We start from the raw sequence: 16,974 nt of genomic DNA, 5'->3' as shown, positions 1-16,974 counted from the left end.
GTACGCGCCGTCCGCGCACCCCGCGCACCCGGAGACGAGACCCGAGCAGTCCGAGACGAAAGCAGCGGTGTCCAGTGAGCGACCAGAGGATGCGCGACTACCTCAACCGGGTGACCATCGATCTGCGGAACACCCGGCAGCGGCTCCGGGAGGCCGAGGCCCGTACGGGCGAGCCCATCGCGATCGTGTCCATGGCCTGCCGCTTCCCCGGCGGTGTCCGCACCCCGGAAGACCTGTGGGACCTGCTCGCCGAAGGCCGCGACACGGTCGCGGCCGTCCCCGGCGACCGGGGCTGGGAGACCGTCTGGCCGTCCGGCGGCACGGTCCCCGGGCAGGGGGCGTTCCTGGAGGGCGCGGCCGACTTCGACCCGGAGTTCTTCGGCATCCCGCCCCGTGAGGCGGTCGCCATGGACCCGCAGCAGCGGCTGCTGCTGATGGCTTCCTGGGAGGCGGTCGAGCAGGCCGGCATCGACCCGCTCACCCTGCGCGGCAGCCGTACCGGGGTGTACGCCGCGGCCATCGACCAGGGGTACGCGACGCTCGGCCCCGGCGCCGCCGAGGCCGTCCAGGGGTTCCTGATGACGGGGAACTCGATGAGCGTGATGTCCGGGCGGGTGTCCTACGCGCTCGGGCTGGAGGGCCCCGCCGTCACCCTGGACACCGCCTGTTCGGCCTCGCTGGTCGCGCTGCACCTCGCGGCGCGGGCCCTGCGGGCCGGTGAGTGCTCGCTCGCGCTCGCCGGTGGTGTCAGCGTGATGGCGCTCCCGGCGGTGTTCGTCGAGTTCAGCAGGCAGGGCGCGATGTCCCCCGACGGCCGCTGCAAGCCGTTCGCGGCGGCGGCGGACGGCACCGGCTGGGGCGAGGGCGTGGGGATGCTGCTGCTGGAGCGGCTGTCGGACGCGCGCCGCAACGGCCGTACGGTGCTGGCCGTGCTGCGCGGTTCGGCGGTCAACCAGGACGGCGCGAGCAACGGCCTGACCGCCCCCAACGGTCCGTCGCAGCAGCGGGTGATCCGGGCGGCGCTGGCGGACGCGGGCGTGACCGCGTCCGACGTGGACGCGGTGGAGGCGCACGGCACCGGCACCACGCTCGGCGATCCCATAGAGGCCGATGCGCTGCTGGCCACGTATGGTCAGGACCGGCCCGCCGACCGCCCGTTGTGGCTGGGGTCGCTCAAGTCGAACATCGGGCACACCCAGGCCGCCGCCGGGGTCGCCGGGGTCATCAAGACGGTCCTCGCCCTGCGGAACGGTGTCCTGCCGCGCACCCTGCACGTGGACGCGCCCACCCCGCACGCCGACTGGTCCTCGGGCGCCGTCGAACTCCTCACCGAGGCCCGCGACTGGCCCGCCGTCGACCGGCCGCGCCGGGCCGGGGTCTCCTCGTTCGGCATGAGCGGCACCAACGCGCACGTCGTCCTCGAACAGGCACCGGAACCGGAACCGGCCGAACAGGCACCGGAACCGGCCGACGGATCAGGAACGGCGACCGACGGACCGGAAACGGTGACCGACGGGCCGGAAGCACGGACCGACGGACCGTCGGCGGAGCAGGCGGCCGCGCCCGGGACCGCGTTGCCCTGGGTGCTGTCCGGCCGCACCGCCTCCGCGCTCGGGGACCAGGCGGCCCGGCTGCGCGCCCGGCTCACCAGGGGCACGCCCGCACGGCCGGCCGACATCGGGTTCTCGCTGGCGACCACCCGGTCCGCCTTCGAACACCGGGCCGTGGTGATCGGCGACGGGCACCACGCCCTGCTGAACGGACTCGCCGCCCTGTCCGCACCTGCCCCGGACCTCCCCACCGCCCCGGGCACGGACCTCCCCGACGCCCCCGCCACGCCCGCGGACGCCGTCTCCGCCCCCGCCGACGTCGTCATGGGCACCGGCCGGGTCGTCGAGGGCCGGACGGCACTGGTGTTCCCCGGCCAGGGCTCCCAGTGGACCGGCATGGCCCGGGACCTGCTCGCCACCAGCCCCGCTTTCCGGGACCGCCTCGCCGCCTGCGACGCCGCCCTCTCCGCCCATGTCGACTGGCGGCTCCCCGCCGTCCTGGAGGGTGAGCCCGGGGCACCCGACCTGGAACGGGTGGACGTGGTGCAGCCGGTGCTGTGGGCGGTGATGGTGTCCCTGGCCGCGCACTGGGAGTCCTGGGGCGTCCGGCCCGACGCCGTGGTCGGGCACAGCCAGGGAGAGATCGCCGCCGCCGTGGTGGCGGGAGCGCTGAGCCTGGAGGACGGGGCGAAGGTCGTCGCCCTGCGCAGCCGGGCCATCCGGGCGCTGGCCGGGCTCGGCGGCATGGTCGCGGTGTCCCTGCCCGAGGACGAGGTCCGCGCCGCCATCGCCCCCTGGGCCGAGAAGCTGTCGGTGGCCGCCGTCAACGGGCCCGCCGCCGTGGTGGTCTCGGGGGAGCCGGGGGCCCTCGCCGAACTGCTCGCCCACTGCGCCGCACAGGGCGTACGGGCCCGGCCCGTACCCGTGGACTACGCCTCGCACTCGGCCCAGGTCGAACGGATCAGGTCCGAGGTGCTGACCGCGCTGGCCGACGTACGCCCGCTCCCGGCCCGTACACCACTGTTCTCCACCGTCACCGGCGACCGGCTCGACACCACGGTCATGGACGCCGACTACTGGTACCGCAACCTGCGCGGGACCGTCCGCTTCGACGCGGCCGTACGCTCCCTGGTCGAACAGGGCCACGAGGTCTTCGTCGAGGTGTCGCCGCACCCGGTGCTGGCCATGGCCCTCCAGGACACCGCCGAGGCCACCGGCGCCGCGGAGCCGCCCGTGGTCGTCGGCACCCTGCGCCGCGACGACGGCGGACTGCGCCGGGCCCTGACCTCGGCCGCCGAGCTGTGGGTGGCGGGCGCGGCCGTCGACTGGTCCGCGGTGTACGCCGGTACCGGCGCCCGCCCGACCGCCCTGCCCGGCTACCCCTTCCAACTGCGGCGCTACTGGCTGGAGCCGGAGACGGCGCCCGGCACCGGACCGGCCGCCGACCCGCACGACACGGCCTTCTGGCACATGGTCGACCACGAGGCCCCGGCCGAGATCGCCGCCCGCCTCGCCGTCGACGAGGACGCCCTCGCCCCCGTACTGCCCGCCCTGCGCGGCTGGCACGCACAGCGGCGCGACGAGAGCGTCATCGACTCCTGGCGCTACCGCATCGGCTGGCAGCCCCTGCCCGACCCGCCGGCCGCCACCACCGCCGCCGGGACCTGGCTCGTCGTCCTGCCCGCCGGACACGACGACGCACGGGTACGCGGCCCGCTGCTCGCCCTCACCGAAGCGGGCGTCACCGTTGTCACGGCGGAACTCACGGCCGACGCCGTCCACCGCACGGACCTCGCGGACACGCTCGCCATCGCGCTCGGCGGCCTCGTCCCGACAGGCGTGCTGTCGCTGCTGGCCGCCGCCGACCGGCCCCACCCCGCCCACCCGGCCCTGCCCACCGGGACGGCACTCACCGTCGCCCTGGTGCAGGCCCTGGGCGACCTCGGCCTCACGGCACCCCTCTGGTGCGCCACCACCGGGGCGGTGTCCACGGGTCCGGACGACCCGGTCACCCGCCCCCGCCAGGCACTGGTCTGGGGCACCGGACTGGTGGCCGCACTGGAACTGTCCGCCCGCTGGGGCGGACTCATCGACCTGCCACCGGAGCTGGACGCCCGCGCCAGGACCCGGCTCGCCGCCGTATTGACGGCCTCCGTCCCCGGCACGGGCGGCGTCGGCACGGGCAGTCTCGGCACGAGCGGCGGCCCCGGCCGCGAGGACCAGCTCGCCCTGCGCCCCAACGGCATCCTGGCCCGCCGCCTCCGGCGCGCCCCCCGGAGCGGCACCCCCACCAGCCGCTGGAAGCCCCGGGGAACCGTCCTGCTGACCGGCGGCACCGGAGCCGTCGGCCCGCACCTCGCCCGCTGGCTGGCCCGCAGCGGCGCCACCCACCTCGTACTGCCCGGTCGCCGCGGCCCCCAGGCACCCGGCGCGGCCGAACTCGCCGCCGAACTGGCCGCCCTCGGCGTACGACTGACCCTGCCCGTCTGCGACCTGTCGGACCGTCAGGCGGTGGCGAAACTGCTCACCGGCCTGGAGATGGCGGGCGACCCGGTCACCGCCGTCGTCCACGCGGCCGCCTTCGTGGCGCTCGCCCCGCTGGACGGCACACCGATGTCCGCGTTCGAACAGATCGTCGCCGCCAAGGCCGCCGGAGCCGAACACCTCGACGCCCTGCTCGACCGCGAACTCGACGCCTTCGTCCTGTTCTCCTCGATCGCCGGAGTCTGGGGCAGCGGCGACCACGGTGCCTACGCCGCCGCCAACGCCTACCTCGACGCCCTGGCCCAGCACCGCCGGGCCCGAGGCCTCACCGCCACCACCATCGACTGGGGCATCTGGCAGGCCGAGAACCCCTGGCAGGACCGCGTCGCCGGAGAGGACGCCGACCTGTTCAACCTGGAGCAGCACGGCCTGCCCCGGATCGCCCCCGACCTCGCCCTCCACGCCCTGCGCCAGGCGCTCGACGACGACGAGACCGTTCTCACCGTCGCGGACGTGGACTGGGAGCGGTTCGCCGCCGTCTTCACCTCCACCCGCCCCAGCCCGCTGCTCACCGGCATCCCCGAAGCCCGCCGCGCCCTGGAGGCCGCGGCCGGAGACGCGGAGGCACCCGCCGCCGCGCTGCTGCGCCAACGGCTGGCCACCCTCGCCGAATCCGAACAGCACCGGCTGCTGCTCGATCTGGTCCGCACCCATGCCGCAGCCGTCCTCGGCCATGCCACGGTGGACGCGATCCGGCCCGGCAGAGCCTTCCAGGACCTGGGCTTCGCCTCCCTCACCGCCGTCGAACTCCGCAACCGGCTCAACGCGGCCACCGGACTGCGGCTGCCGTCCACTCTGATCTTCGACCACCCGTCGTCCACCGCGCTCGCCCAGGAGATCCGCACCGAACTGCTCGGCCGCCAGGCCACCGACCCGGCCCCCTCCGCCCCGCACCTCTCCGACCCGGCCCGCTCTGTCACGGCCGCCGCCGCGCATCCACCCGCGCCCGACGACGAACCGATCGCGATCGTCTCCATGGCCTGCCGCTTCCCCGGCGGCATCGGCACCCCCGAAGAGCTGTGGAGCCTGCTCGTCGACGGCGGCGACGCCGTCTCCGACCTCCCCACCGACCGGGGCTGGGACATCGAGGCCCTCTACGACCCCGATCCCGACCACCCCGGCACCTCGACGACCCGGCGGGGCGGCTTCCTCCACGACGCGGCCGACTTCGACGCGGAGTTCTTCGGCATCTCGCCGCGCGAGGCCCTGGCCATGGACCCGCAGCAGCGGCTGCTCCTGGAGACCACCTGGGAGGCCATCGAGCGCGCGGCCATCGACCCGGCCACCCTGCGCGGCAGCCGCACCGGCGTGTTCACCGGCGTCAACTACGCCGACTACGCGGCCGTCGTCGCCCAGTCGCATGAAGGGGACGGCCACCTCCTCACCGGCAGCGCACCCAGCGTCGTATCCGGCCGGGTCGCCTACACCCTGGGCCTCGAAGGCCCCGCGGTGACCATCGACACGGCCTGCTCCTCCTCCCTCGTCGCCCTGCACCTCGCGGGCCGGGCGCTGCGCGGTGGGGACTGCTCGCTCGCGCTGGTCGGCGGCGTCGCCGTGATGGCGACCCCCGGTGCCCTCATCAGCTTCTCCCGCCAGCGCGGGCTGGCCGAGGACGGCCGCTGCAAAGCGTTCTCGGACGACGCGGACGGCATGGGCATGGGCGAGGGCGTCGGCGTCCTGCTGCTGGAGCGGCTGTCGGACGCCCGCCGCAACGGACACCCGGTCCTGGCGGTGGTACGCGGCTCCGCCGTCAACCAGGACGGCGCCAGCAACGGCCTCTCCGCCCCCAACGGACCCTCCCAACAGCGGGTGATCCGGGCGGCGTTGGCGGACGCGAGGCTGACGGCATCCGAGGTGGACGTGGTGGAGGCGCACGGCACCGGCACCGTGCTGGGGGATCCCATCGAGGCCCAGGCGCTGCTGGCCACGTACGGCCAGGACCGGCCCACCGACCGGCCCCTGCTGGTCGGCTCCCTCAAGTCCAACCTCGGCCACGCCCAGGCGGCATCGGGGGTGGCAGGGGTCATCAAGACGGTGCTGTCCATGCGGCACGGGCAGGTGCCACGCACCCTGCACGTCGGCAGGCCCTCCGGCCACGTCGACTGGACACGCGGAGCGCTGGCCCTCGCGACCGAACAGCAGCCCTGGCCGCTCCACCACGGCCGCCCCTTCCGGGCCGGGGTGTCCTCCTTCGGCCTGAGCGGCACCAACGTCCACACCATCCTCGAACACGCCCCCCTGGACGACGACGCCCCGCCCGCCGAGCGCGCCCCCCTGCCGGCGGTTCCCTGGCTGCTGTCGGCGAAGAGCCCGCAGGCACTGCGCTCCCAGGCCGACCGCTTACGCCGCCACCTGGACGGCAGCCCCGTACCCGACCCGCGCGACATCGGGTCCGCCCTGCACGCGCGCACCGCCTTCGAGTACCGGAGGGCGCTGATCGGGGACCGGGACCAACTCAACGCCCTACTGGGCGAGATGGCTGACGACGAATCGGGAGCGTGGGACGGCGGCCGTACGGTCGACGGTCGCTCGGTGCTCGTCTTCCCTGGTCAGGGGTCGCAGTGGGTGGGAATGGCCGCGGTGCTGCTGGCGGAGTCGGAGGTCTTCGCGGGGCGGATGGCGGAGTGCGAGCGGGCTCTGGGGCCTTACGTCGACTGGTCGTTGACGGAGGCGTTGGGGTCGGAGCGGTTGTTGGCGCGGGTTGATGTGGTGCAGCCGGTGTTGTGGGCGGTGATGGTGTCGCTGGCCGAGGTGTGGCGGTCGTTCGGGGTGGTGCCGGATGCGGTGGTGGGTCATTCGCAGGGTGAGGTCGCCGCTGCCTGCGCGGCGGGTGGCTTGAGCCTTGACGACGGGGCTCGTGTGGTGGCCTTGCGCAGCCGTGCGGTGGGGGTGTTGGCGGGCCGTGGCGGCATGGCGTCGGTCCCGTTGCCGGTGGACGTGGTGCGAGAGCGCATAGCCCCGTGGGCGGGCCGGTTGTCGGTCGCAGCAGTCAACGGCCCTTCGTCGACGGTGGTTTCAGGTGACGCGGACGCGATTGCCGGATTCCTCGAAGAACTTGTCGGTGAGGGTGTCCGGGCCCGTCGTGTCGAGGTGGACTATGCGTCGCACTCCTCTCATGTGGAGCAGATTCGCGAGCAGTTGCTCTCCGACCTGGCCGGGATCACCCCGCGCTCGGGTGCGGTGCCGTTCTTCTCGACGGTGACCGGTGGCTGGCTGGACACGAAGAACCTGGATGCCGAGTACTGGTACCGGAATCTGCGCGAGACCGTCGAGTTCGAGCAGGCGACGGGGGCGCTGCTGACCGATGGTTTCCGGTTCTTCGTCGAGGTGGGCCCGCACCCCGTGCTGGGCGTTGCGGTGGGGGAGTCGGCCGAGGCGGCGGGTGTGGATGCCGCGGTGCTCGGGACGCTCCGGCGTGGAGAAGGCGGCCAGGAACAGGTGTTGCGTGCGGTGGGCCGTGCCTGGGAGCGGGGGTTGGGGGTCGACTGGTCGGGGGCGTTCCCGGGGGCGCGGCGGGTCGAGCTGCCGACGTACGCCTTCCAGCGCAGCCGCTACTGGCCCGAGCCTGCGCTCACCACGGCGGCCGATGTGGGATCGGCCGGGCTCGACCCCGCCGGCCACCCCCTCCTCGGAGCGGCCACCGAACTGGCCGACACGGGCGAACTGCTGCTCAGCGGCCGGTTGTCGCTGCGGACCCACCCCTGGCTCGCCGACCACGCCGTGGCCGGCACGGTCCTGCTGCCCGGCGCGGCCTTCGCGGAGCTCGCCGTACGCGCCGCCGACGAGGCCGGATGCCACACGGTGGAGGAACTGACGCTCCAGTCAACCCTGTTGATACCCGCCGACACCGCCGTACGCCTGCAAGTACGGGTCGGCGCCGCGGACGCGCACGGCACCCGATCCCTGGACCTGTTCTCCTGCCGGGAGGGCGCGACGACCCCGCACTGGACCGCGCACGCGACCGGCGTACTCACCGCCGACGCCACGACCCGTAAGCCTCCGCCCGCACCGGACGACCCCGGCTCCTGGCCCCCGCCCGGCGCCGTCCCGATCCCCGTCGACGACCTGTACGAGCGGTTCCACACCTCCGGCTACGGCTACGGACCCGCCTTCCGCGGGCTCACCAGCGCCTGGCGCCGGGGCGACGAGATCTTCACCGAGGTACGCCTGCCCGAGGACCAGCACCGGACCGCCGCCGCCTTCGGCGTGCACCCCGCCCTCCTGGACGCCGCCCTCCAGGGGCTGTTCCTGCGGGACCGGCCGGAGAGCGGACCGGGCCCGGACCGGCCGTCCGCCGGGCTGCCGTTCTCCTGGAGCGGAGTCAGGCTGTACGCCTCCGAGGCCACCGCGCTCAGGGTACGGCTCGGCTTCCGGCCGGACGGGTCGGTGGCGATCGACGCGACCGACCCGAACGGCCTCCCGGTCGCGTCGGTTGAGGCGCTCGCCGTCCGCCCGGTCGATCTCGACGCCCTCCGCCCGGCCGGCGGCCCGGATTCCCTCTACCGGGTGCAGTGGTCGGCGGCGCCCGACACCGCACCCGTCGGCCCCCTCGGCCCCTGGGCCGTCCTCGGCGGCCGGGCATCCCTCCCGGACGCGGACAGCCATCCGGACCTGGCCGCACTCGGTGCCGCGCTGGACGGGGGAGCGCCGTCGCCCGCCGCCGTGCTGGCCTGGTGCGACCCCACCCCGCACCCGCTGTCCCCGCCCGACGCCGCATCCGTACACACCGCACTGGACGACGCCCTGCGGCTCGTCCAGGAGTGGCTGGCCGACCCGCGCTGGGACGACGGCACCCGGCTCGTCCTCGTCACCCGGGGCGCGGTCTCCACGGCGGCCGGGGAGGAGGTCACCGACCTCACCGGCGCGGCCGTCCGCGGCCTCGTCCGCTCCGCCCAGTCCGAGCACCCGGACCGCTTCCTGCTGATCGACACCGACGACCCGGCCGCCGTGACCGGCCTGCTGCCCCGGGCCCTGGCCGGAACCGAACCCCAACTGGCCATCCGCGCCGGGCGACTCCTCGCGCCCCGACTCACCAGGGCCGCCATCACGACAGACCTGAATCCGGGCACGGACCTGCACCCAGGCCCTGACCCGGACCTGAACACGAACCCGGCTCCTGCCCCTGCCCCCGACACCCTGTCCGGTATCGCCGCTTCCAGCGGAACCGTCCTCGTCACCGGAGCGGGCGGCGCGCTCGGCGGTCTGGTGGCCCGGCACCTCGTGACCGCGCACGGCGTGCGGAACCTGCTGCTCGTCGGCAGGCGCGGCGCGGACGCCCCGGGCCTGGCAGACCTCGCCGCCGAACTGCGCGGACGCGGCGCCCGGGTGGACGTGGAGGCGTGCGACGTCGCCGACCGGGACGCGCTCGCCGCCCTGCTCGCCGGTATCCCCGCCGACCGTCCGCTGAGCGCGGTCGTCCACGCGGCCGGTGTCCTGGACGACGGGACGGTCGAGTCGCTGACGCCTGCGCGGATGCGCCACGTACTGCGGCCCAAGGTCGACGCGGCTCTCCATCTGCACGCCCTCACCCGTGATCTGCCGCTGTCGGCCTTCGTCCTGTTCTCCTCCGCGTCCGCCACGGTCGGCAACGCCGGGCAGGGCAACTACGCGGCCGCCAACGCCTTCCTCGACGCGCTCGCCCAGCACCGCCGGGCCCTGAAGCTGCCCGCCCAGTCACTCGCCTGGGGTCTGTGGGAACGCCGTAGCACCATGACCGGCACGCTGACCGCCGCCGACCTGCGGCGCATGTCCCGGGGAGGCACCGCGGCCATCGGCAGCGAAGAAGGCCTGGCGCTGTTCGACGCGGCCCTCACCCTGGACGAACCGCTGCTCGTGCCGGTCAGGATCGACCTCGGCCGGCTCCGGGCGGCGGCCCGCACCGCACCCGTCCCGGCCCTGCTCTCGGCCCTGGTCCCCGGCACCGTACGCCGCCCGGCCTCCGGGGCGGACGCCGCCGAGGCCGACTCGCTGCGCCGCCGGCTGACCGGCCTCCCCCCGGAGGAACGCCTCACCACCCTGCTCGACCTGGTACGGAGCCGGGGCGCCGACATCCTCGGCCACGGCGGAGCCGGGTCCATCGACCCGGACCAGCCGTTCAAGGACCTCGGCTTCGACTCGCTCACCTCCGTCGAACTCCGCAACCGGCTCGGCGCCGCCACCGGCCGCCGGCTGCCCGCGACCCTGGTCTTCGACCACCCCACCCCCGCCGCCGTCGCCGCCTACCTCAGCACCCGCCTGGTACCCGACGGGGCGGGCGGACCCGCCGTCACCGGGAAGGCTGGCGGGACGCCGGACCACGAGATCGGCTCCCTGCTCGCCACGATCCCGCCCGCCGCCCTGCGCCGGGCCGGTCTCCTCGATGCCCTCCTGGACCTCGCCGGCCGGCCGGAGGCAGCGGCGGACGACACCGGCACGCCCGCCGCCGACGACATCGAGGACATGGCCGTCGACGAACTCGTGCGGATGGCCCTGGGCGGCGAACGTGACTGACCGACAGCCGCAGAAGGAGAAGCCGAACCCCATGCCCGCCGACACGGATCAGGTGGTCGCCGCCCTGCGCGCCTCGCTGCTGGACAACCAGCGCCTGCGGGAGGAGAACCGACGGCTCCGCGACGACCGCGCCGAGCCCGTCGCCATCGTGGCGATGAGCTGCCGCTACCCCGGGGGTGTGCGCACCCCGGAAGACTTGTGGGAGCTGCTGCTCAAGGAACGCGACGCGGTCTCGCCGTTCCCCATCGACCGGGGCTGGGACGTCGAGGGCGGCTTCGACGCGGACCCCGACGCGCCCGGCACGTTCTACGTCCGGGAAGGCGGCTTCCTCCACGACGCCACCGGCTTCGACCCCGGCTTCTTCGGTATCTCCCCGCGCGAGGCCCTGGCCATGGACCCCCAGCAGCGGCTGCTGCTGGAAGCGTCCTGGGAAGCGGTGGAGCGCGCGGGCATCGACCCGACGACCCTGCGCGGCAGCCGTACCGGCGTCTACACCGGAGTGATCTACGGCGAGTACGCGTCCCGGCTCGATCGCGTGCCCGACGAGGTGGAGGGCTTCCTCGGCACCGGCAGCATCCCGAGCGTCGCCTCGGGCCGGATCGCCTACACCCTGGGTCTGGAAGGCCCGGCGGTCACCCTGGACACCGCCTGCTCGTCCTCCCTGGTCGCCGTCCACCTCGCCTGCCAGGGGCTGCGCTCCGGCGACACCTCCCTCGCCCTGGCCGGCGGGGTGACCGTGATGTCCACCCCCGGCCTGTACGTCGGATTCAGCCGCCAGCGCGGCCTGGCCCCCGACGGGCGCAGCAAGTCCTTCTCCTCCGCGGCGGATGGAGCCGGGTTCGGGGAGGGCCTGGGCCTGCTCCTGCTGGAACGCCTCTCGGACGCCCGGCGCGCGGGCCATCCCGTCCTGGCCGTCATCCGGGGCTCGGCCGTCAACCAGGACGGTGCCAGCAACGGGCTGACCGCCCCGAACGGGCCCGCGCAGCAGCGCGTGATCGGCCAGGCGCTCACCCGTGCCGGACTCGCCCCGTCGGAGGTGGACATGGTGGAGGCGCACGGCACCGGCACGGTGCTGGGGGATCCCATCGAGGCGCAGGCGCTGCTGGCGACGTACGGCCAGGACCGGCCCGCCGACCGCCCGCTGCGGCTGGGATCGCTGAAGTCCAACCTCTCCCACACCCAGGCCGCCGCGGGCGTCGGCGGGGTGATCAAGTCGGTGCTGGCGCTACGGCACGGAGTGATGCCGCGCACCCTGCACATCGACCGCCCCTCGCCCGGCGTCGACTGGACCGAGGGAGCCGTCTCCCTGCTCACCGAGGCCGCCCCCTGGCCGGAGACGGGACGGCCGCGCCGGGCCGGGGTGTCCTCCTTCGGCGCCAGCGGGACCAACGCCCACGTCATCCTCGAACAGGCCCCCACAGTCCCGACGGCCGCTCCCGACAAGCCGGTTGACCCGACCGTCGCGCCGGGACCGGGGCCCGTCGCCGTCCCCTGGATACTGTCGGCGCGCACTCCGGAGGCACTGCGCGCCCAGGCGGCGGCGCTGCACGAGCGGGTGGTGGCGGAACCGGGGCTGAGCGCCGTGGACGTGGGCCATTCGCTGGCGGTGGGGCGTTCGCGGTTCGCGGAGCGTGCCGTGGTGGTGGGGGCGGACCGGGACGAACTGCTGGCCGGTGTCGCCGCCCTGTCCCGGGGCGCGGGCGCGGCGGGCCTGGTGTCCGGCAGCGGTCGGCTCCCGGGCCGGTCGGTGCTCGTGTTCCCGGGCCACGGCTCGCAGTGGGTGGGCATGGCCGCGGAGTTGCTGGGGAGTCGGAGGTCTTCGCTGAACGGATGGCGGAGTGTGAGCGGGCGCTGGGGCCTTACGTCGACTGGTCGTTGACGGAGGCGCTGGGCTCGGAGCGGCTGCTGGCGCGGGTCGATGTGGTGCAGCCGGTGCTGTGGGCGGTGATGGTGTCGTTGGCGGAGGTGTGGCGGTCGTTCGGCGTCGTTCCGGACGCCGTCGTCGGCCACTCCCAGGGCGAGATCGCGGCCGCCTGCGTGGCGGGCGGTCTGAGCCTCGACGACGGGGCCCGCGTGGTGGCTCTGCGTTCCCGTGCGGTGGGGGAGCTGGCGGGCCGTGGTGGCATGGCGTCGGTCCCGTTGCCGGTGGACGTGGTGCGGGAGCGCATCGCCCCATGGGCGGGCCGGTTGTCGGTGGCCGCCGTCAACGGCCCCTCGTCGACGGTGGTTTCGGGCGACGCGGACCCGGTCACGGCACTGGTGGAGGAACTTCTCGAAGAAGGGGTGTGGGCGAGCCGTATCGAGGTCGACTACGCGTCGCACTCCTCGCATGTGGCGCAGATCCGTGAGCGCCTGCTCTCCGACCTGGACGGCATCACCCCCCTCCCGGGCGCCGTGCCGTACTACTCGAGCGTGACCGGCGGCCTGCTGGAGACGGAGGCCCTGGACGCCGAGTACTGGTACCGCAACCTCCGGCAGACCGTCGAGTTCGAGCAGGCGACCCGATCGCTCCTCGCGGCCGGGCACCGCGTCTTCGTCGAAGTCGGCCCCCAGCCCGCCCTGATGTACGGGATCGAGGACACGGCCGCCGCCGCGGGCGCCCCGGAGACGCTGGTGCTCGACACCCTGCGGCGCGGGGCCGGAGGGCTCCGCCGGTTCCAGACCGCCCTCGCCGAGGCGCACGTCCGGGGCCTGCGCGTCGACTGGGAGCAACTGTTCGAGGGAACCGGCGCCCGGCGGGTGGACCTGCCCACCTACGCCTTCCAGCGACGTCGCTACTGGCTCGACGCCCTCCCGGCCGGCCGGGACCCGGTGGCCGCCGGACAGTCGGCCGTGGACCACCCGCTGCTCGGCGCCGAGGTCGAACTGCCCGACGACGCGGGCACCCTCTTCACCGGCCGGATCTCCCCGGCCACCCACCCCTGGCTCGCGGACCACGCCGTGGCCGGGACCGTGATCGTGCCCGGCGCGGCCCTCGTGGAGCTGGCCGCGCACGTGGGCCGCCGCCTCGGCTGTGCTCTCGTTGAGGAACTGACCCTCGCCGCCCCGCTGCTGCTGCCCGGCGACGCCGCCGACGACCACGCCGTACACCTGCGCGTACGGGTGGGGGCCGAGGACCCCACGGGGCGGCGCCCGGTGGAGTTCCACTCCCGGCCCGAGGCCGCCCCCGGCGCCGGGGCCCCGCCCTGGACCCGGCACGCGACCGGCACGGTCGGCCCGCAGGAGCCCTCGGCCGACGGGAACGGCACGGCCGCCGAACCGGTCGGCGCATGGCCACCGCCCGACGCCGTCCCGCTGGATGTGGACGGGCTGTACGGGCTCCTCGAAGCCCGGGGCGTCGCCTACGGCCCGGCGTTCCGGGGCCTGCGCGCCGCCTGGCGCACCCCGGACGCGATCCACGCCGAAGTGGCCCTGCCCGACGGCCTCCCCGGCACCGGAGCGGACGGGTTCGCCGTGCACCCGGCCCTCCTGGACGCGGCCCTCCAGACGGCCGGTCTCCGTGGAGGCGCCGGGGCCGAGGAGCCCGCCGACGGCGTCCCCCTGCCGTTCTCCTGGCAGCGCGTCGCGATCGAGCCCTCCGACGCGCCGGTCCTGCGCGTCCTGCTGCGCCCCGACGGCCCCGACACCGTCGCCGCGCGGATCACCGACCCCTCGGGGCGCACGGTGGCGACGGTCGGCGCACTCACCCTGCGCACGGCCTCCACCGCCGCGCTGCGGGCGTCCTCCGGCTCGGTCTTCCACGTCGGCTGGACGCCGGTCACCGCCGGGCCCGGCCCCCGCCCGGTCACCCGCTGGGGCCTCCTCGGCCCTCGGGACGAGCGGCTGCTGCCGGCCGGATTCCCCGCCGAACCCCTGTCCGCGACACCGGACGCGATGCTGCTGGTCTGCCCGCCGTCCGCCAGTACCGGCACCGGGACCTCGGCCGGTGAGCCGGGGGGCGCCCCCGCCCGGGACGCGGACCCCGAGGCGGTGCACACGGTCGTGTCCGGGGTCCTGGACCGCCTCCAGGCCCACCTGGCCGACGACAGCACCGCCCGTACGCCCCTGGTGGTCCTCACCCGGGGGGCGACCGGCCCGCTCGGCGCACGGCCGGCGGACCCCGGCGCGGCGGCCGTCCGGGGCATGGTCAGCGCCGCTCAGCTCGAACACCCCGACCGGTTCGTGCTCCTGGACATCGACGGTCCGGACCCGGACGGCCTCGGCGGCGCGCTCGCCGACCTCCTCGCCACGGGCGAACCCCAGTCGGCCCTGCGTGGCGGTGTCCTGTACGCGCCCCGGCTGGTCCGGCCACCGGCCACCACGGCCCCCGCCCCCGCCTCTACGGAGACGGCCCGGTCGGCCGGTGCGTTCGGCCCGCCCGAGGGAACCGTCCTGCTGAGCGGCGGCGGTGTTCTCGCCGCCGTCCTGGCACGCCATCTCGTCGCCGCGCACGGAGTACGCCACCTCCTCGTGCTGAGCCGTCGCGGCGCCGACGCCCCGGGGATGCCGGAGCTGACGGCGGAGCTGGCCGAGGCGGGAGCCGAACTGACCTCCGTGAGTTGTGATGTGACGAATCGTCAGGCACTGGCCGCCGCGCTCGCGGCCATCCCCGAACGCCATCCGCTGTGCGCCGTGGTCCACACCGCCGGAGCGCTCGACGACGGTCTGCTGGACGGGCTGACGGGGGAGCGGGTGGCCGCCGTCCTGCGGCCCAAGCTCGATGCCGCCCACCACCTCGACCGGCTGACGCGCGGGGCGGACCTCTCGGCGTTCGTCGTCTTCTCCTCCGCCGCGGGTGTGCTGGGCAGCCCCGGCCAGGCCTCCTACGCGGCCGCCAACGCCGCGCTCGACGCCCTTGTCGCGGAACGCCGGAGGCTCGGTCTCCCCGGCCTGTCCCTGGCCTGGGGGCCCTGGGAGCGGGCCAGCGGAATGACGGCGGAGCTCGGCGGCGCCGACCGGCGGCGCATCGACCGGCGCGGCGCCCGCGGCCTCTCCGACGAGGAGGCCATGGCCCTGCTCGACACGGTGTGCGCCGACGCCGCCCCGCCGGAGGACGGGAGCCCCGTCGTCCTGGCCCACCTCGACCTCACCGCGCGCGGCGACGGCCCGGTGCACCCGATGCTGCGCTCCCTGGTCCGGCGCGGCCCGGCCGCCACGACCGGGGCGAAGGGGACGCCGAGTGCCGCAGCGGCGCTGCGACACCGGCTCGACACCGCCGCCGACGCACCGGAACGCGAGCTGATCCTGCGTGAACTCGTCCTCGCCCAGGCCGCCGAAGTCCTCGGCCACACCGACTCCGGGGCGCTGTCCGCGACCGCGCCCTTCCTCTCCGTCGGATTCGACTCGCTCACCGCGGTCGAGCTGCGCAACCGGCTCGCCGCCCTCACCGGACTGCGGTTACGGCCCTCCGCCGTCTTCGACAGCGCCACCCCCGCCGCACTCGCGGCACGCCTCGCCACTGAGGCCCGTACGGAAGACACCCCCCGGCCCGCACCGGCACCCGCACCCGTGACCGGCGCCGCCGCATCCAGCACCGCCGCATCCGACACCGACGACCCGGTGAGCGTGCTGTTCCGCCGCGCCTGCGCGCTCGGCCGGATCGACGAGGGCATCGCCCTGCTCAAGAACGCCTCCGCCCTCCGCCCGGCCTTTCACAGCGGCGGCGACCTCGCGGCCACCGGCACCGGCCCCCGGCTGCTGCGCCTGAACGAGCGCGCCGACGCCCCCGTGCTCGTCTGCTTCGGCTCCGTCGTCGCCCTCGGCGGCGCCCACCAGTACGCCCGCTTCGCCGCCCGCTTCCGGGACCGCTACGCCGTCGCCGCCCTGGACGCCCCCGGGTTCACCCCCGAGGAGGAACTGCCCGCCGACATGGCGGCCCTGCTGGACTTCCAGGCGACGACCCTGCTCCGGGAACTGCCCGGACGGAGGCTCGTCCTGGCCGGCTCCTCCTCCGGCGGCACGCTCGCCCACGGAGTGGCGGCCGCGCTGGAACAGCGCGGCGAGGGCCCGGCGGCCGTGGTGCTGCTGGACACCTACCTCTCCGACAACCAGGGCATCACCCAGTTCAACGACGTCCTGCTGGGCGGCATGTTCGCCCGCGAGGACCGGGCGGCCCCGATGGACGGGACCCGGCTGACCGCGATGGGCGGCTACTTCCGTCTGCTCGACGACTGGACCCCACCGGCGGTCCGCGCCCCGCTGCTGTTGGTCCGCGCCTCCACCCCGCTCGGCCGCCCGTCCGCCGAAGCCGGTGACTGGCGCTCGTCCTGGGCCGGTGCCGACACCGTCCTCGATGTTCCCGGAGACCACTTCTCGATCATGGAAGAGCATGTCGCGACCACCGGCGACGCCGTCGCCGACTGGCTCGGCACCACCCTCCGCACCCCCGACGACCTGTGAAGACGAAGGAGAA

Annotated in this window: 1 protein-coding gene and 1 pseudogene; both read left to right on the top strand. The window is 75.2% G+C overall.

Features of this window, described 5'->3' with window-relative positions; genetic code table 11:
* The first annotated feature begins 74 nt into the window (after nt 1-74).
* Nucleotides 75-10,583, top strand: a complete 10,509-nt coding sequence (locus tag DJ476_RS02240) for a type I polyketide synthase (RefSeq protein WP_404827447.1) — start codon at nt 75-77, stop codon at nt 10,581-10,583.
* A gap of 31 nt (nt 10,584-10,614) precedes the next feature.
* Nucleotides 10,615-16,961, top strand: a pseudogene (locus DJ476_RS02235) (type I polyketide synthase).
* Nucleotides 16,962-16,974: the final 13 nt, after the last annotated feature.

The organism is Streptomyces bacillaris, assembly GCF_003268675.1.
In the GTDB taxonomy this organism is placed as follows: domain Bacteria; phylum Actinomycetota; class Actinomycetes; order Streptomycetales; family Streptomycetaceae; genus Streptomyces; species Streptomyces bacillaris.
The sequence above is the reverse complement of the archived record's forward strand: the minus strand, read 5'-3'. Positions and strand labels throughout refer to the sequence as shown.